Here is a 16,291-nt window from a genome sequence, read left to right as displayed (position 1 = left end):
AGGCAGGCAAGCCGGGAGGAGGCTGTGATGCCGAGGACGATGAAGGCGGCCTGCTTCGTGCGGCCGGGCCGGATTGAGCTACGCGAGAAGACGGTGCCGGAGGTGGGGCCGCTCGATGCGCTGCTGCGCGTGACCACCACCACCATCTGCGGCACCGACGTGCATATCCTGAAGGGCGAGTACCCCGTGGCGGAGGGCCTCACCATCGGCCACGAGCCGGTGGGGGTGATCGAGCGGCTCGGCTCGGCGGTGAAGGGCTATCGCGAGGGCCAGCGTGTCATCGCCGGCGCCATTACGCCGAGCGGGCACAGCAATGCCTGCCTCTGCGGCTTCTGCGCCCAGGACGGCGCCGGCACCGCGCATGGCTGGAAGCCGATCGGCGGTTGGAAATTCGGCAACACCATCGATGGCTGCCAGGCCGAGTACGTGCTGGTGCCCGACGCCATGGCGAACCTGGCACCGGTGCCGGACGGGCTCTCGGACGAGCAGGTGCTGATGTGCCCCGACATCATGTCCACCGGCTTCGGCGGCGCCGAATCGGGCGGCATCCGCATCGGCGACAGCGTGGCGGTGTTCGCCCAGGGGCCGATCGGCCTCTGCGCCACCGCCGGGGCGCGGCTGATGGGCGCGACGACGATCATCGCCATGGACCGCGTGCCGGGACGGCTGGAGATGGCGCGGCGCCTCGGCGCCGACCACGTGGTGGACGTCTCCAAGGTCGATGCGGTGGAGGAGGTCCGCCGCCTCACCGGCGGGCGCGGCGTGGACGTCGCCATCGAGGCGCTCGGCACGCAGCAGACCTTCGAGGCGGCGCTGCGCGTGCTGCGCCCGGGCGGGACGCTCTCCTCGCTCGGCGTCTATTCCTCCGACCTGCGCATCCCGCTCGACGCCTTCGCGGCCGGGCTCGGCGACCACCGCATCCTCACCACCCTCTGCCCGGGCGGAAAGGAGCGGATGCGGCGGCTGATGGCGGTGATCGAATCCGGCCGGGTGGACCTGAAGCCGATGGTGACGCACCGCTTCCCGCTCGACCGCATCGAGGAGGCCTACGACTTCTTCGCGCACCAGCGCGACGGCGTGCTCAAGGTGGCGATCACGCCATGAGCAGGTTCCTGGTCTGGTTCGAGGAGGTCGGCCTTGACGATGTGGCGCGGGTCGGCGGCAAGAACGCCTCGCTCGGAGAGATGATCCGTGCCCTCTCCGCCGCCGGGGTGCGCGTGCCCCCCGGCTTCGCCACCACGGCCGAGGCCTTCCGCGACTACGTCGCCGCCAATGGTATCGGCGATGCGATGCGCGCGCGGCTGGAGGCGATGCGCCAGGGCCGCGCCACGTTGCAGGAGACGGGCGCGGCCATCCGCCGCCTGTTCCTCGACGGCGAGATCCAACCCCCGCTGGCCGCGGAGATCCGCGCCGCCTACCGCGCCCTGTGCGACCGCCGCGGCGAGGCGGAGACCGCCGTCGCCGTGCGCAGCAGCGCCACCGCCGAGGATTTGCCGACGGCGAGCTTCGCCGGCCAGCAGGAGACTTTCCTGAACGTCCGCGGGGAGCGCGCGCTGCTGGAAGCGTGCCGCGCCTGCTTCGCCTCGCTCTTCACCGACCGCGCCATCTCCTACCGCGAGATGCACGGCTTCGACCACCTGCAGGTGGCGCTCTCGGTCGGCGTGCAGGCGATGGTGCGGGCCGATCTCGGCGGCTCGGGCGTTATGTTCTCGATCGACACCGAGAGCGGCTTCCCGGGCGTGGTCGTCATCAGCGCCGCCTGGGGCCTGGGCGAGACGGTGGTGCAGGGCCTCGTGGACCCCGACCGCTACCTGGTGTTCAAGCCGCCGCTCGACGATCCCGCCAAGGTGCCGATCCTGGACAAGGCGCGCGGCGCCAAGGCGCGGAAGATGGTCTATGCCACCGGCGGCAGCGCTCGCACCGCCCTGGTCGAGACCACGCGGCGCGAGCGCGACGCGCTGGTGCTCTCGGACGCCGAGATCCTCGCCCTCGCCCGTTGGGCGGTGGCGATCGAGCGGCATTACGGCCGGCCGATGGACATGGAATGGGCGAAGGACGGCGCCACGGACGAGCTGTTCATCGTCCAGGCGCGGCCGGAGACCGTGCACGGCGCCCGCTCGGGCGGGCTGCTGCGCACCTGGCGGCTCAGGGGCCGGCCGCGCGCGCCGCTCCTGACCGGCGCCGCGGTGGGGGACGCCATCGCCGCCGGGCCGGTGCGGGTCGTGCACAGCCCCGAGGCGGCGGCGGACTTCCCGGAAGGCGCCATCCTGGTGGCCGACGCCACGGATCCCGACTGGGTGCCGCTGATGAAGAAGGCGGCCGGCATCGTCACCGACCATGGCGGCGCCACCAGCCACGCCGCCATCGTCAGCCGCGAGCTCGGCCTGCCCGCCGTGGTCGGCACGCAGCGCGCCACCGCCACGCTGCGCGACGGGCAGGAGGTGACGCTCTCCTGCGCCGAGGGCGAGGAGGGGCGGGTCTATGACGGCAGGCTCGACTTCGCCGCGACCGAGCTCGACCTCTCCACCATCCCGGCGACGCGCACGGCGATGATGCTGAACATCGCCAGCCCCGCCGCGGCGCTGCGCTGGTGGCGTCTGCCGGCCAAGGGCATCGGCCTGGCGCGGATGGAGTTCATCGTCGGCTCGGTGATCAAGGCGCACCCGATGGCGCTGGTGCGTTTCGACCAGGTGACGGACCCCGAGGCACGGCGGCAGATCGAGGCGCTGACCCGCGGCTTCCCCGACAAGCCCAGCTACTTCGTGGACACGCTGGCGCGCGGCGTGGCGCGCATCGCCGCGCCCTTCCACCCGCACCCCGTCATCCTGCGGATGTCGGACTTCAAGAGCAACGAATACGCCCACCTCATCGGTGGCGCGCCCTTCGAGCCCGAGGAGGAGAACCCGATGCTCGGGCTGCGCGGCGCCTCCCGCTACTACTCCGAGCGCTACCGCGAGGGCTTCGCGCTGGAATGCCGCGCGGTGCGCAAGGCGCGGGAGGAGATCGGCCTCGGCAACATCGTCGTCATGATCCCCTTCTGCCGCACCCCGGCCGAGGCCGACCGGGTGCTGGCGGTGATGAAGGAGCACGGGCTGGAGCGGGGCCGGGACGGCCTCAAGGTCTACGTGATGTGCGAGATCCCCTCCAACGTCGTGCTGGCCGAGGAATTCGCTGCCCGCTTCGACGGCTTCTCCATCGGCTCCAACGACCTGACCCAGCTCGTGCTCGGCGTGGACCGCGACAGCGCCGAGCTGCGCGGCCTGTTCGACGAGCGCGACGAGGCGGTGAAGCGCATGATCGCAGAGGTCATCCGCCGCGCCCATGCCTGCGGGACGAGGGTGGGGATCTGCGGCGAGGCGCCCTCGAACCACCCGGACTTCGCCGCCTTCCTGGTACGGTGCGGGATCGATTCCATCTCGCTCAATCCGGACGGTTTCGTGGCGGCGGCAAGACAGGTGGCGGAAGCGGAAGCGGCCGGCTGAGCGCGAGCCTCACGGCCGCCTGAACGCCGGCGCGGTAGCTATTGCGCGAGGCCGGGTTTCCGGCGCGGACGCCGCCGGTCTACGCCGGGCGCCATGCACCGCAGAACGGCCTGTTGTCTCGCGGCGCTCGCAGCTCTCGCTGGCGCCGCGCCGTCCCTCGCCGCCTCTGGTCAGCAGGGCAGGTGGCACGCGATCGCGCCGCGGCGCCTGGCGCTGCGCCATGCCGCCACGGGCGCCACCTTCTCCGGCACGTGGCATAATGGCGTCGTTCCCGATGCCGGGGCGATGCGCGAACTCTCCGCCGTCCTGGCCGACAGCCGGACGGGCGCCGTCCGCCCCTTCGATCCGCGCGCGATCGAAATCCTGTGGGAGCTGGGCGAGCGGGAGCGCATCCGGGAGTTCGCCGTGCTCTCCGGCTACCGCACGCCCGGCACCAACGCGCTGGTGGAGGGCGCGGCCGACAGCCAGCATCTGCGCGCCGCGGCGCTCGACCTGCTGATTCCCTCGGCCCGCCTGGCGGCGTTCGGCGCGGCGGCGCTGGCGCTCGGTCGCGGCGGGGTCGGGGTCTATCCCGCGCGCGGCTTCGTCCATATCGATTCCGGCCCGGTGAGGCGCTGGGGCGAGGTCTCCGCGCGCCGCGCGCCGGCGGAGGACCGGCTCTCGCGGATCGCCGAGGCCTGGGCCGCCACGCAGCGTTAAGGCATGGCCCGTTCGCCCTGGCCCACTGTAAAGGCTCCAGCCCGTTGCGTGCGCGAGCCTCTCCGCCCGTTCAGGCGAGGCCGCCTGAACGGGATCTGCCCTAGCGGCTCCAGGGCCGCTGCTGCCAGAGCGCCTGCACCGCCGTGTTCGTCTGCTCGACCATGCGGCGGTACTCCTCCCCCACCAGCGGCCGCAGCGGCAGGGCGGCGCGCTCCGCCTCGCGCCGGAACTCCGGATCGGCGAAGGTGGCGGCGAAGGCGCGCTCCAGCCGCTCCCGGATCGGATCCGGCAGGCGGGGCGGGCCGACGATGCCGCGCGCGGAACCGGCGACGATGTCGAAGCCCTGCTCGCGGAAGGTGGGCACGTCCGGCGCCGCCTCCCAGCGCTGTTCCGCCGCCTGGCCGAGCGCGCGCACCCGCCCGTCACGCATCGGCCCCAGGATCTCGGCCACGTTGCCGACGCCGAGCTCGATGTGCCCGCCCAGCACCTGCGCCAGCAGCGGCGCGGAGCCGACGAAGGGCACATGCGTCATCGGCTCCAGCCCCGCCATGCCTTCGAGCGCCAGCATGAGGATGTGGTCGTCCGAACCAACGCCGGTGGTGCCGTAATGCATCTGTCCCGGCCGCGCCTTCGCCGCCGCCACGAGATCGGCCAGGTTGCGCAGCGGCGAGGCGGCCGGGACGTAGATGGTGTTCGGATCGTCCACCACATTGGCGAGGAAGGTGAACTCCATCGGCCGGTAGCGCACCGGGCGTTCCAGCGGGAAGGTGTTGATCGCCGGCACCGCGACGGCGCCCAGGGTCTGCCCGTCCGGCGCGGCGTTGAAGGTCGCCTCGAAGCCGAGCTGGCCGCCCGCGCCTGGGCGGTTGATCACCACGAACTGGCCGGCGCCCAGATGGCGCTGCAGGAAGGGGAGGGTGAGCCGCGCCATCACATCCACCCCGCCGCCCGGTGGGAAGGGCACGATGACCTCGATCGGCCGCTCGCCAGGCCAGGCGGCCTGGCCGCGGGCGATGGCGGGGGCGGCGAGCGCCGCGGCGGCGGCGGCGCCAAGATGGCGGCGGGTGAGCATGGCGGTCCTCCCTGTGCGTCCGCTTCCGGGGGGCGGCCTGCCGCCGGGGCGGCTCCGGCCGCGAACCCGTCGGCGCCTTCCGCGCCCCGTTCGGCCATGGAACCAGCCGGCGAAACAGGGCGGAGTCAAGCCCGCCCCTCCACGGCCCGCCTGCGGCATGCTCTGCCGTCGCGCATCGCACTTTCGCCCCTGGTCGCGCGACGGGGGCGCCGCCCCGGCGATCCTGCCGCCGCGGACCGGGCGGAAGGGGCCGCCCCCGGCCCTCTGCGATCCGCCCTATCGCGCCGTGGCGCCGAGGCCGAGAAGGCGCTGCAGCTCCGCCGGTCCCGCCGCCGCGGCCGTCGGCAGCTCCGACAGGGGCAGGGGCCGCGGCGGGCGGAGGACGAACTCCACCTCCCGCGCCTCGCCGTGCAGGAAGCGCAGGATGGCCTCGCGCACCGGGGCGAGCGCGGCGCCTTCCCCCTCCGCCGCCAGCGCGGCCGCCGCCTGGGCGGCGAGCTGGCGGCGCACCTGCGGCTCCGCTTGGCGCGTCTGCCGCGCCTGCTCGCGCACGAAGCGGCCATAGAGGGAATGGTCCGCGTAGCGCAGGGCGAGGGCGCGCAGGCGCATCGCGTCCAGATCCTGCGCCTCCAGCGCCTCGGCGGTGGCGCCTTCCAGGTCGAGCGAGAGGGAGAGGGCGCCGACCTCCCGCGCCGCCAGGGAGAGGGCACCGATCTCGAGCCGCCCGGTGCCCCGCTCGTAGCGCGTCTCGGCGGTGAGGTCCGCCAGCAGGGCGGCGTAGCCGAAGCGCCGGAGCCACTCGTCGAGGCCCGGGAAGGGTTCCACCCGGATGTCGCGCAGGGCCAGCCGGCCGCTCTCCGTGCCGTCCGCCGTGACCTCCCCGCCCAGGCGCAGCGTGCCGAGCGCGCCGACCGGCCGCCCCCCCTGCCCCAGCGACAGCCCCTCCGCCTCCAGGCTGTAGGGGCCGGGCGGGGGCGGCGGAACCTCCTGCCCGGCCAGCGCCGTCAGGGTCCCGGCGAGGTCGAGGCCGCGCACTTCCAGGCGCTCGAGCGAGACGCGGTCCAGCCCCCCGCCTTCCGCGGGCCGGATCTCGAGCCCCTCGAGCCTCGCCCGGCCGGGCCGCCCGGCGCCGTAATCCTCCACAACCAGCGTCGCGAGGGCGACCGGCGTCTCGCCCGGCACGGTCAACCCCTCGACGCGCAAGGCGTCGGCGCGGATCATGTCCGGACGCGGCGCCTCCCCGCCGGCGGGGCGCCGCAACGAGAAGCCCGCGAGGCGCAGGGTGTCCATGCGCACCTCCCCCTCCGGCCCGTGCAGGACCACGCCCCGCGCGGTGGCCTCCTCCACCGCCTCGGCGCGCAGCCCGTCCAGCAGCAGCTCGGCCGCCGTCGCCCGGCCCTCCGGCTGGATGAGCGCCACCTCGCGCAGCCGCAGCGTGCCGCGCACCGGCTCGATCACCTCCGCCGCGGCGTAGGTGAGCCGCGTGCCGGGCCCGAGCAGGGCGCGCAGGGCGCGGACCGCCTCTGGCTCCCCGGCCGGGGCGGCGGGGGCGGGCGGGGGCGCGGCGGGCGCCGGCCTCTCCTGCGCCAGCGCCGCGCCGCAGGCGAGCAGCCCCGCCAGCGCCAGATATGCCCTCCACCGCATCGCCGCCTCCGCCCGTTCCGGCCGCGCCCATCCTACACCGGACCGCGCCGCCCCGCCTCCCGCGCGGCGGCGCCGGTCTGGCGGGAAGGCCGGATGCGGACCATCTCTCCGGCATGAGCAGCCTGCCCGACAAGCCGGCCAGCGCCGCCGTCGCGGCGTTCCTCAGCAAGATGGCGAGCCTGCCGCAGGTGCGGCCGGCCAGCGGCCGCCGGGGCCGCCTGATCTTCGCCATCGACGCCACCGCCTCCCGCCAGCCGAGCTGGGACCGCGCCTGCCAGCTCCAGGGGGAGATGTTCCTGGCCACCCGCGACCTCGGGGGGCTGGAGATCCAGCTCGCCTACTATCGCGGCTTCATGGAATTCGCCGCCACCCCCTTCCTCGCCGACGCCGAGGAGCTGGCGCGGCGCATGAGCGGGGTGCAGTGCCTCGGCGGGCAGACCCAGATCCGGCGCCTGCTCGAACACGTGCTGGCCGAGACCAGGCGCGAGCGGGTGAACGCGCTCGTCTTCGTCGGCGACGCGGTGGAGGAGCCGCCCGACCCGATCTGCCACCTGGCGGGGCAGCTCGGCCTGCACGGCACCCCGGCCTTCCTGTTCCACGAGGGCATGGACCCGGTCGCCGGCAACGTCTTCCGGCAGGTGGCCAAGCTCTCAGGCGGGGCCTACGCGCCCTTCGACAGCGCCGCCCCCGAGGCGCTGCGGGAGCTGCTGCGCGCCGTCGCCGTCTATGCCGCCGGGGGGCGGAGCGCGCTGGAGCGGCTGCCGGGCACCGCCGCGCGGCGGATTGCCGGGCAGCTTCCGGGGCCGTCGCGGTAGCCGCCATGGTCTGGATCGCCCTCGGCGCCGCCGCCCTGCTGCTCGTGCTGTGGCTCGGCAGCCTGTTCGCCACGGCCAGGGTGGAGACGGTGAAGAAGGCCGCGGCCTGGACCGCCGGCCTCCTCGGGGCGAGCCTGCTGGTGGTGACGCTCGCCACCGGGCGCGGTGCGCAGGCGCTCTGGACCCTGCTGCTGTTCGGCCCCCTGCTGTGGCGGCTGGTGCAGTCCTGGCATGCCGCGCGGCAATTCGGCCGCCAGCCCGGCGCGTCCGGCGGCGGCGAGACGGCGGTCGAGACCGCCACCCTGCTGATGCGCCTGGACCACGCCACGGGGCGCATGAGCGGGCGGGTGCGCCGCGGCCGCTTCGCAGGGCGGGAGCTTGCGGAGCTCGATCTGGAGGAGCTGCTCTCCCTGCTCGCCGGCTGCCGCGCCGATGACCCGGAGAGCGTGCCCCTGCTCGAGGCGTGGCTCGACCGCGTGGCGCCGGACTGGCGGGAGGCGGAGGCCTTCTCCGGCGGCGGCGACCGCGCCGCCGGCCGGCGCCCTGCCGGGGGGCGGATGACGCGGGAGGAGGCGCTGGCCGTGCTCGGGCTGCGCGAGGGCGCGACGCCGGAGGAGATCCGCGCCGCGCACCGGCGGCTGATGCGCAGCGCGCATCCGGACAGTGGCGGCAGCGACTGGCTGGCGGCGCGGATCAACGAGGCGCGGGACGTGCTGCTCGGCTGAGCCTGGCGGCGCCACCCGGGCGCGCGCCGCGCGTTGCTTCGCCAGGGTCTGAACATGTTCAAGAGAATGCGGCCCAGCTTGCTCCCTGCGGGGGCGCATGGCATTCCCGGCCGACCGGCCCGGCCGACGGCCGACTCGGCTGCCAGGCCCTGTTCAGGAGGGTTCCCTTGCCCGCGCTCAAGCCGCTGAAGAAGGCCGTTCTGCCCGTCGCCGGCCTCGGCACCCGCTTCCTTCCCGCCACCAAGGCTATGGCGAAGGAGATGCTGCCGGTCGTGGACAAGCCGCTGATCCAGTACGCGGTCGAGGAGGCGCGCGCGGCCGGCATCGAGCAGTTCTGCTTCGTCACCGGCCGCGGCAAGACCGCGCTGGTCGAGCATTTCGACGTCGCCTACGAGCTCGAGCGCACGCTGGAGGAGCGCGGCAAGGCGAAGGAGCTGGCCGAGCTGCGCGCCCAGGCGGTGGAGCCCGGCAGCATCGTCACCGTCCGCCAGCAGGTGCCGATGGGGCTCGGCCACGCCATCTGGTGCGCCCGTGCCTTCATCGGCGACGACCCCTTCGCCATCCTGCTGCCCGACGACCTGATGATGTGCGACACGCCCTGCACCGAGCAGCTCGCCCGCGCCTACCGCGAGACGGGGGGCAACGTGGTGGCGGTCGAGGAGGTGCCGCGGGAGCGGGTGAACCGCTACGGCGTGCTCGACATCGCCGAGGACAAGGGGCGCCTGATCTCGGTGCAGGGGCTGGTGGAGAAGCCGGCGCCGGAGAAGGCGCCCTCCAACCTCACCATCATCGGCCGCTACGTGCTGATGCCGGAGGTGATCGGCCACCTCGCGCGCATGGAGCGCGGCGCGGGGGGCGAGGTGCAGCTCACCGACGGCATGGCGAAGCTGATCGGCAGCCAGCCCTTCCACGGGCTGCGCTACGAGGGGCGGCGCTTCGATTGCGGCGACAAGGCCGGCTTCCTCGAGGCGCAGATCGCCTTCGCGCTGAAGCGGCCGGACATGGCGCCCGCGGTGCGGGAATTCCTGAAACGCTACGCCTGAGCCCGCTCGGGGAAGGGGGACCGGAATGCGGATCGCCATGGTTGGGGCCGGCTATGTCGGCCTCGTCTCCGGCGCCTGCTTCGCCGAATTCGGCGTCGAGGTGTGCGTGGTGGACACCGACGCGACAAAGGTTGCGGCGCTGCGCGAGGGGCGGATCCCGATCTACGAGCCGGGGCTGGAGCGGCTGGTGGCGGACAATGTCCGCGAGAGGCGCCTGACCTTCACCACCGACCTCGCCGAGGCGGTGGCGGGCGCCGAGGCGGTGTTCCTCGCCGTCGGCACGCCGTCGCGCCGCGGCGACGGCCATGCCGACCTCTCCTACGTCTTCGCCGCGGCCGAGCAGGTGGCGCGCGCCGCGACCGGGCCGCTGGTGCTGGTGACGAAGTCCACCGTGCCGGTCGGCACCGGCGCCCAGGTGCGCGAGATCGTGCGCACCGCCCGGCCGGACATCGCCATCGACGTCGCCTCCAACCCGGAGTTCCTCCGCGAGGGCAGCGCCATCGGCGACTTCATGCGCCCCGACCGGGTGGTGATCGGCGTCGAGCCGGGCGAGGCGGGGGAGCGCGCCCTCGCCGTGCTGCGCCGGCTCTACCGCCCGCTCTACCTGATCGAGACGCCGATCGTCGCCACCGGCATCGAGACGGCGGAGCTCATCAAGTACGCCGCCAACGCCTTCCTCGCCACCAAGATCACCTTCATCAACGAGGTCGCCGACCTGTGCGAGAAGGTGGGCGCCAACGTGCACGACGTGGCGCGCGGCATGGGGCTCGACGGCCGGATCGGGCGGAAATTCCTCCACGCCGGCCCCGGATACGGCGGCTCCTGCTTCCCCAAGGACACGCTGGCGCTGGCGCGCACGGCGCAGGACGCCGGCGCGCCGATGCGGCTGGTGGAGACCACCATCGCGGTGAACGAGGCGCGCAAGGCGCAGATGGCCGAGCGCGTGATCGCCGCCTGCGGCGGTTCGGTCGCGGGGAAGACCGTGGCCGTGCTCGGCCTCACCTTCAAGCCCGAGACCGACGACATGCGCGAGGCGCCCTCCCTCGCCATCGTGCCGCGCCTCGCGGAGGCCGGCGCTGCGCTGCGCGCCTTCGACCCGGCCGGCATGGCGCATGCGAAGCCGCTGCTGCCCTCCTCGGTGCACTACGCCACCAACGCCCTCGACGCCGCGGCGGGAGCGGACGCCCTGGTGCTGCTGACCGAATGGAACGAGTTCCGCGCCCTCTCGCCCGAGCGGCTGAAGGCGGCGATGCGCGGCGACGTGCTGCTCGACCTGCGCAACGTCTACGACCCGGAGGCGATGCGCGCGGCGGGGTTCCGCTACCTCTCCATCGGCCGTCCATAGCGCCCCTGAGAAGGACGATCCCATGACCGCCTTCCGCCACAGCTTCCACCCGACCGTGCTGCGGGAATACGACATACGGGGCATCGTCGGGCAGACACTGAAGCCCGAGGATGCCTTCGCCATCGGCCGCTGCTTCGGCTCCATCGTCGCGCGGCAGGGCGGGAAGCGGGCGGCGGTGGGCCATGACGGCCGCCTCTCCTCCCCCGATCTCGAGCCGCAGCTCGTCGCGGGGCTGCGCGCCTGCGGGCTGGAGGTGCTGCGCATCGGCCTCTGCGCCACGCCGATGCTGTATTTCGCCGCCTACGCGCAGGAGACCGACGGGGCGGTGATGGTCACCGGCAGCCACAACCCGCCGGACTACAACGGCTTCAAGATGATGCTCGGGAAGAAGCCGTTCTTCGGGAAGGACATCCAGGAGATCGGCCGCATGGCCGCCGAGGGCGACGTGGTGCCGGCCTCGGCCGCCGGCTCCGACCGCCACCTCGACATCGCCGAGGACTACGCGGCACGGGTGCTGCGCGACTACGACGGCGGGGAGCGGAAGCTGCGCGTGGTGTGGGACCCCGGCAACGGCTCGGCGGCCAACATCACCAGGCTGCTGGCCTCCCGCCTGCCCGGCGAGCACTTCGTCATCAACGGCACGGTGGACGGCACCTTCCCGAACCACCACCCCGACCCCACCGTGGCCAAGAACCTCGAGCAGCTCATCGCGGAGGTGGCGCGGGAGAAGGCCGATCTCGGCATCGCCTTCGACGGCGACGGCGACCGCATCGGCGTGGTGGACGACGAGGGCCACATCCTGTTCGGCGACCAGCTCATGGTCATCCTGGCGCGCGACGTGCTGAAGGCGCGCCCCGGCGCCACCATCATCGCCGACGTGAAGGCGAGCCAGGTGCTGTTCGACGAGATCGCCAGGGCGGGCGGCCAGCCGCTGATGTGGAAGACCGGCCACTCGCTGATCAAGGCGAAGATGGCCGAGACCGGCAGCCCGCTCGCCGGCGAGATGTCGGGCCACATCTTCTTCGCCGACAAGTGGTACGGCTTCGACGACGCGCCCTATTCCGCCGTGCGCCTGCTCGGCATCGTCGCGCGCATGGACCGCCCGCTCTCCGCCGCGCGCGCCGCGCTGCCGCGGGTGATCAACACGCCCGAACTCCGCTTCGACTGCCCGGAGGAGCGGAAATTCCAGGTGGTGGCCGAGGTGAAGCAGCGCCTCGCCGCCGAGGGCGCGAAGGTGCAGGACGTGGACGGCGTGCGGGTGCTGACCGAGGACGGGTGGTGGCTGCTCCGCGCCTCCAACACCCAGGCGGTGCTGGTGGCGCGCGCTGAGGCGAAGAGCGAGGCGGGGCTGGAGCGCCTGAAGGCGCACCTCGCCCGCCAGCTCGAGGCGAGCGGCCTCGCCGCCCCGGACTTCACGGGGGCCAATGCCGGGCACTGATCCCGCGGGCCGGCCCGGTTGACGCCGGGCCGCCCTCACCCCCATCTGCCTCCGCAACGTCACAAGGGGGCAGGAGACGATCCCGATGGTCCGAATCACCCGCCGCACCGCCTTCGGCCTCGGCGCCGGGGCGCTCGCCGCCGGCCTCGCCCGGCCCGCCGCCGCGCTGGTCATCCAGCGCCCGGGGCGCACCATCGTGGGCTTCCCGGCCGGCGGCTCCTCCGACGTGGTGGCGCGGCTCTACGCCGAGCGGCTGCGCGGGGTCTACGCGCCGCAGGTGCTGGTCGAGAACCGCACCGGCGCCGCCGGGCGCATCGCGGTGGAGGCGGTGAAGGCCGCGCCGCCGGACGGCGAGACCTGGCTGCAGACCCCGGCCTCCATGTTCACCCTGCAGCCGCACGTCTTCCCCCGCCAGGTGCGCTACGACGCGCTGACCGATTTCGCGCCGGTGACGACCGTCGCCACCTTCCCCTTCGCCCTGGCGGTGCCGGCGAACCACCCGGCGCGCGACTTCCAGGGCTTCGTCGCCTGGGCCAGGGCGCAGCAGGACATCCCCTACGCCTCGCCCGCCGCCGGCGCGGCGCCGCACTTCATGGGGGTGATCCTGGCCCGCGCCATCGGGGCGCGGATGACCCATGTGAGCTACCGCGGCGCCGCGCCGGCGGTGCAGGACCTGATCGGCGGGCGGATCCAGGCCTTCATGGGCGTTCTCGGGGACATCACGCCGCATCTCGGCCAGGGCCTGCGCATCCTCGCCGTCTCCTCGGAGCGGCGGAACCCGCGCTATCCGGACTTCCCCACCTTCGCCGAGCTCGGCCTCGGGAGTCTGACCAAGGAGGAGTGGTTCGGCGTCGCCCTGCCCGCCGGCACGCCGGCGCCGATCGTGCGGGGTCTCTACGACGCCCTCACCCGCGCCGCCGCCACGCCGGAGATGAGGGAGGCGCTGGAGAAGCTCGACTACGGCGCCGTCACCTCGCCGAGTCCCGCCGCCTTCGCCGAGCGCATCCGGCGCGAGCGCGAGGAATGGGCCGCGGTGGTGCGCGACAGCGGCGTGCAGCTCGAGGACTGACGCCAACGGCCCGGATGCCTGGCGCATCCGGGCCGGTGCGCGGCGTGAGCCACGGGCTGCCGGCATGGCACGGCCGGCGACCTCGCCGGACGCATCCGCGCGCGGCTGCCGGGATCCCGGCGCGGCCGATCGCGACCGGCGCCCGATCCGCGAAGGCGGGAGCGCCGGAGCGGTGGCGGCGCCACGGCCATGCGGGTCGGTGCATGCGGCCGCTGGCATGGGCGGGGAAGCCGGGTGCGGATTGACGCCCGGCCCGGGGGCTTCCCAAGCTCTGCCGGTGGCGGCGCGGGAAGACGGTCCGCGCCGCGGGAGGAGACCGAGAATGGCCCGAATCACCCGCCGCGGCCTCGCCGCGCTCGCCCTCACCACGCCCGCGCTCGCCGGAAGGGCGATGGCCCAGGGCGGGGAGTGGCCCCGCCAGCCCATCCGCATCGTCGTGCCCTTCCCCGCCGGCGGCACCACGGACATGCTGGCCCGCCTCTTCGCCCAGCGCATGACCGAGACGCTGGGCCAGACCGTGCTGGTGGAGAACCGCGGCGGCGCCGGCGGCTCGATCGGAGCCGACGTGGTGGCGAAGGCGCCGCCCGACGGCCATACCCTGCTGTTCCACAACATCACCTTCCCGACCACCACCGCGACCCTGGCGCTGGCCGGGCGGGCCCCGCACGAGATCGAGCGGGACTTCGCCCCGGTCTCGCTTGGCGCCAACGTGCCCTTCATCCTGCTCGCCAACCCGGCGGTGCCGGCGGCGAACCTGCGCGAGTTCACGGAGTGGGTGCGCTCCGGCCGCCAGCCGGTGTTCTACGGCTCCACGGGCTATGGCAGCATCATGAACCTGCTCGGCGAGGTGCTGAAGCGCGAGGCCCGCATCGAGATGGAGCACGTGCCCTACCGTGGCGCCGCACCGATGGTGCAGGAGCTGATGGCGGGCCGGGTGCAGTTCGGCGGCGACCAGCTTTCCACCTCGCTTGGCCATGTCAGGGGCGGCAATCTGCGGGGGCTGGCGCTGCTCTCCGCCCGCCGCTCCCCGGCCCTGCCCGAGATCGCGACGGTGCGCGAGCAGGGCTTCCCCGCCATCGAGCTGGAGGGCTGGAACGGCTTTTTCGCCCCCGCCCGCACGCCGCCGGAGATCCTGGCGCGGCTGCAGCGCGAGATCGCCGCCGCGGCGCGCCATCCGGACCTGCGCGCGCGGGTCGAGGAGGTGGGGGCGGAGCCGGTCGGCTCCTCGAGCGAGGAATTCGGCGCGATGGTGCGGGCGCAGGCGGCACGCATCCGCCAGTTGGTGGAGGAGGTGGGCCTCCGCCCGGGATGATGCTGCTCTTCCTCTACGGCACGCTGCTCGACCCGCGGGTGCTGGCCGCCCAATCCGGTGAGGCCGGGCTGGCGCGGCGGCTGCGGCCGGCCCGCCTGCCGGGCTGGCGGCGGGTGGCGCTGCGCGGCACGCCCTACCCCACCCTGCTGCCCGCACCGGGCGGCGCGACGGACGGGGCGGTGCTGCGCGCCGGGCCGGCGGCGCTGGCCCGCCTCGCCGCCTATGAGGGCCCGTCCTACCGGCTGGTGCCGGTGCGGGTGGAGACGCCGCGTGGCCCGTGCCGCGCCCGGGCCTGGATCGGCGCCGCCTGGCGGGCCGATCCGGCCCGCCCCTGGGCGCCGCCCGGCGGGGAGCGGGTGGGGTCCACGCCCGGGCGCCGCCCGCGATCCGCCTGACCTTTTCCCCAGCCCTCCGAGGAGCGCCCATGCTGCAGCCACCCCCCGCCGAACCCGGAATGCGCGAGGAGGAGGTGGACACCCCCGCCCTTCTGCTCGATCTCGACGCCTTTGAGCACAACCTCGACGCCATGGCGGCGCGGCTGGCGCCGACCGGGGCGAAGCTGCGGGCGCACGCCAAGACGCACAAATCGGCGGTGATCGCACGGCTGCAGATGGCGCGCGGCGCCATCGGGCAGTGCGTGCAGAAGGTGGCGGAGGCCGAGGCGCTGGCCTGGGGCGGCATCCCCGACATCCTGGTGAGCAACGAGGTGGTGGGCGCGCGCAAGCTGGCGCGCCTCGCCGCGCTCGCCCGCATTGCCCGGGTGGCGGTCTGCGCCGATGACGCGGCGCATGTCGCCGCCTGCGAGGCGGCCGCCGAGGCGGCCGGCATCCGCCTTCCCGTGCTGGTGGAGATCGACGTCGGGGCAGGCCGCTGCGGGGTGGAGCCCGGGCCGCCCGCCGTCGCGCTGGCCGAGCGGATCGCCGCCAGCCGGCACCTGGTCTTCGGCGGGCTGCAGGCCTATCACGGCAGCGCCCAGCACCGCCGCAGCCCGGAGGAGCGCCGGTCGGCCATCGCCGCCGCCTCCGACATGGCGCGCCGGACGGTGGAGCAGCTTCGCCAGCGCGGGCTCGACTGCCCGATCGTCGGCGGCGCCGGCACCGGCACCTTCGCGCTGGAGGCGGCGAGCGGCGTCTATACCGAGATCCAGGCCGGCTCCTACGCCTTCATGGACGCCGACTACGCCCGCAACGAGGAGCCGCCGCCCTTCCGCCAGAGCCTGTTCGTGCTCGCCACCGTGATGAGCCGCGCGGTGCCGGGCGTCGTCGTGGTGGATGCGGGACACAAGGCAGTGGCGGTGGATTCGGGCCTGCCGCTGGTCTGGCAACGCCCCGGCCTGCGCTACGCCAGCGCCTCGGACGAGCACGGCAAGATCCTGGTGGAGGACGGCGCGGCACCGGCGCTCGGGGAGCGGCTGCGGCTGGTGCCGGGCCACTGCGACCCGACGGTGGACCGCTACGATTGGTATGTTGGGGTGCGCGGCGGGCGCGTGGAGTGCCTCTGGCCCGTCTCGGCCCGCGGCGGCATGGCGTGACGCGGCCCGGGGTGTCCGGGCCGGCGCGTCACCGCGAGGCGGTGCGGCGCGCCGGCGCGGTGGCGGCCTTGGCCGGAGCGCGGGCCTGGCTGCGCGCGGCGGAGGGGCTGCGCGCG

The 16,291-nt window shown here is 74.4% G+C and carries 14 protein-coding genes; 12 read left to right on the top strand and 2 right to left on the bottom strand.

From position 1 onward, the window contains the following. The first annotated feature begins 27 nt into the window (after window positions 1-27). The 3 genes from ET526_RS13120 (at window position 28) to ET526_RS13110 (ending at window position 4,181) form a co-directional block, all read left to right on the top strand. A complete protein-coding gene (locus ET526_RS13120) occupies window positions 28-1,104 on the top strand; it encodes an NAD(P)-dependent alcohol dehydrogenase (protein WP_135468162.1) in 1,077 nt (358 codons plus the stop codon). Further along, entirely contained in the window at window positions 1,101-3,482 is a 2,382-nt protein-coding gene (gene ppsA, locus ET526_RS13115) for a phosphoenolpyruvate synthase (protein ID WP_135468161.1), read from the top strand. The genes ET526_RS13120 and ppsA overlap by 4 nt, the downstream gene beginning before the upstream one ends. A 93-nt stretch (window positions 3,483-3,575) precedes the next feature. Then, complete coding sequence (locus ET526_RS13110) at window positions 3,576-4,181, top strand: YcbK family protein (RefSeq protein ID WP_135468160.1); 606 nt, start codon at window positions 3,576-3,578, stop codon at window positions 4,179-4,181. Window positions 4,182-4,281: 100 nt separating this feature from the next. Here ET526_RS13110 and ET526_RS13105 read toward each other — a convergent pair whose 3' ends face one another. Next, window positions 4,282-5,253, bottom strand: coding sequence for a Bug family tripartite tricarboxylate transporter substrate binding protein (locus tag ET526_RS13105; protein WP_135468159.1), 972 nt, complete (start codon window positions 5,251-5,253; stop codon window positions 4,282-4,284). 276 nt (window positions 5,254-5,529) lie between these two features. Beyond that, window positions 5,530-6,897 carry a hypothetical protein gene (locus ET526_RS13100; protein WP_135468158.1) on the bottom strand — a complete coding sequence of 456 codons (1,368 nt, stop codon included), beginning with the start codon at window positions 6,895-6,897 and terminating at the stop codon, window positions 5,530-5,532. A gap of 113 nt (window positions 6,898-7,010) precedes the next feature. Here ET526_RS13100 and ET526_RS13095 point away from each other — a divergent pair, with 113 nt between their 5' ends. The 9 genes from ET526_RS13095 (at window position 7,011) to ET526_RS13055 (ending at window position 16,175) form a co-directional block, all read left to right on the top strand. Beyond that, complete coding sequence (locus ET526_RS13095; RefSeq protein ID WP_135468157.1) at window positions 7,011-7,712, top strand: VWA domain-containing protein; 702 nt, start codon at window positions 7,011-7,013, stop codon at window positions 7,710-7,712. Between the two features lie 5 nt (window positions 7,713-7,717). Next, on the top strand, window positions 7,718-8,437 hold the full coding sequence (locus tag ET526_RS22060; protein ID WP_135468156.1) for a J domain-containing protein: 720 nt from the start codon (window positions 7,718-7,720) through the stop codon (window positions 8,435-8,437). A 167-nt stretch (window positions 8,438-8,604) separates the two neighbouring features. Further along, on the top strand, window positions 8,605-9,480 hold the full coding sequence (gene galU / locus ET526_RS13085; protein WP_135468155.1) for a UTP--glucose-1-phosphate uridylyltransferase GalU: 876 nt from the start codon (window positions 8,605-8,607) through the stop codon (window positions 9,478-9,480). A gap of 25 nt (window positions 9,481-9,505) precedes the next feature. Beyond that, window positions 9,506-10,825, top strand: coding sequence for a UDP-glucose dehydrogenase family protein (locus ET526_RS13080; protein WP_135468154.1), 1,320 nt, complete (start codon window positions 9,506-9,508; stop codon window positions 10,823-10,825). 22 nt (window positions 10,826-10,847) lie between these two features. Then, on the top strand, window positions 10,848-12,263 hold the full coding sequence (gene pgmG / locus ET526_RS13075; protein ID WP_135468153.1) for a phosphoglucomutase/phosphomannomutase PgmG: 1,416 nt from the start codon (window positions 10,848-10,850) through the stop codon (window positions 12,261-12,263). Between the two features lie 85 nt (window positions 12,264-12,348). Beyond that, window positions 12,349-13,332, top strand: a complete 984-nt coding sequence (locus tag ET526_RS13070; RefSeq protein ID WP_135468152.1) for a tripartite tricarboxylate transporter substrate-binding protein — start codon at window positions 12,349-12,351, stop codon at window positions 13,330-13,332. Window positions 13,333-13,654: 322 nt separating this feature from the next. Beyond that, window positions 13,655-14,644, top strand: coding sequence for a Bug family tripartite tricarboxylate transporter substrate binding protein (locus ET526_RS13065; protein ID WP_135468151.1), 990 nt, complete (start codon window positions 13,655-13,657; stop codon window positions 14,642-14,644). Next, window positions 14,641-15,039 carry a gamma-glutamylcyclotransferase family protein gene (locus ET526_RS13060; protein ID WP_135468150.1) on the top strand — a complete coding sequence of 133 codons (399 nt, stop codon included), beginning with the start codon at window positions 14,641-14,643 and terminating at the stop codon, window positions 15,037-15,039. The genes ET526_RS13065 and ET526_RS13060 overlap by 4 nt, the downstream gene beginning before the upstream one ends. A gap of 29 nt (window positions 15,040-15,068) precedes the next feature. After that, the gene (locus ET526_RS13055) at window positions 15,069-16,175 is read left to right on the top strand and encodes a DSD1 family PLP-dependent enzyme (protein ID WP_135468149.1); all 1,107 of its coding nucleotides are present in this window, start codon (window positions 15,069-15,071) and stop codon (window positions 16,173-16,175) included. Window positions 16,176-16,291 lie beyond the last annotated feature (116 nt).

The organism is Crenalkalicoccus roseus, assembly GCF_004761865.1.
GTDB classification, from domain to species: domain Bacteria; phylum Pseudomonadota; class Alphaproteobacteria; order Acetobacterales; family Acetobacteraceae; genus Crenalkalicoccus; species Crenalkalicoccus roseus.
The sequence above is the reverse complement of the archived record's forward strand: the minus strand, read 5'-3'. Positions and strand labels throughout refer to the sequence as shown.

Coding starts and splice junctions, on each gene's coding strand:
- ET526_RS13070 (WP_135468152.1), top strand. CDS start 12,349: ATGGTCCGAATCACCCGCCGCACCGCCTTCGGCCTCGGCGCCGGGGCG.
- ET526_RS13080 (WP_135468154.1), top strand. CDS start 9,506: ATGCGGATCGCCATGGTTGGGGCCGGCTATGTCGGCCTCGTCTCCGGC.
- ppsA (WP_135468161.1), top strand. CDS start 1,101: ATGAGCAGGTTCCTGGTCTGGTTCGAGGAGGTCGGCCTTGACGATGTG.
- ET526_RS13055 (WP_135468149.1), top strand. CDS start 15,069: ATGCTGCAGCCACCCCCCGCCGAACCCGGAATGCGCGAGGAGGAGGTG.
- ET526_RS13065 (WP_135468151.1), top strand. CDS start 13,655: ATGGCCCGAATCACCCGCCGCGGCCTCGCCGCGCTCGCCCTCACCACG.
- ET526_RS13095 (WP_135468157.1), top strand. CDS start 7,011: ATGAGCAGCCTGCCCGACAAGCCGGCCAGCGCCGCCGTCGCGGCGTTC.
- ET526_RS13100 (WP_135468158.1), bottom strand. CDS start 6,897: ATGCGGTGGAGGGCATATCTGGCGCTGGCGGGGCTGCTCGCCTGCGGC.
- pgmG (WP_135468153.1), top strand. CDS start 10,848: ATGACCGCCTTCCGCCACAGCTTCCACCCGACCGTGCTGCGGGAATAC.
- ET526_RS13120 (WP_135468162.1), top strand. CDS start 28: ATGCCGAGGACGATGAAGGCGGCCTGCTTCGTGCGGCCGGGCCGGATT.
- ET526_RS13105 (WP_135468159.1), bottom strand. CDS start 5,253: ATGCTCACCCGCCGCCATCTTGGCGCCGCCGCCGCCGCGGCGCTCGCC.
- ET526_RS13110 (WP_135468160.1), top strand. CDS start 3,576: ATGCACCGCAGAACGGCCTGTTGTCTCGCGGCGCTCGCAGCTCTCGCT.
- ET526_RS22060 (WP_135468156.1), top strand. CDS start 7,718: ATGGTCTGGATCGCCCTCGGCGCCGCCGCCCTGCTGCTCGTGCTGTGG.
- ET526_RS13060 (WP_135468150.1), top strand. CDS start 14,641: ATGATGCTGCTCTTCCTCTACGGCACGCTGCTCGACCCGCGGGTGCTG.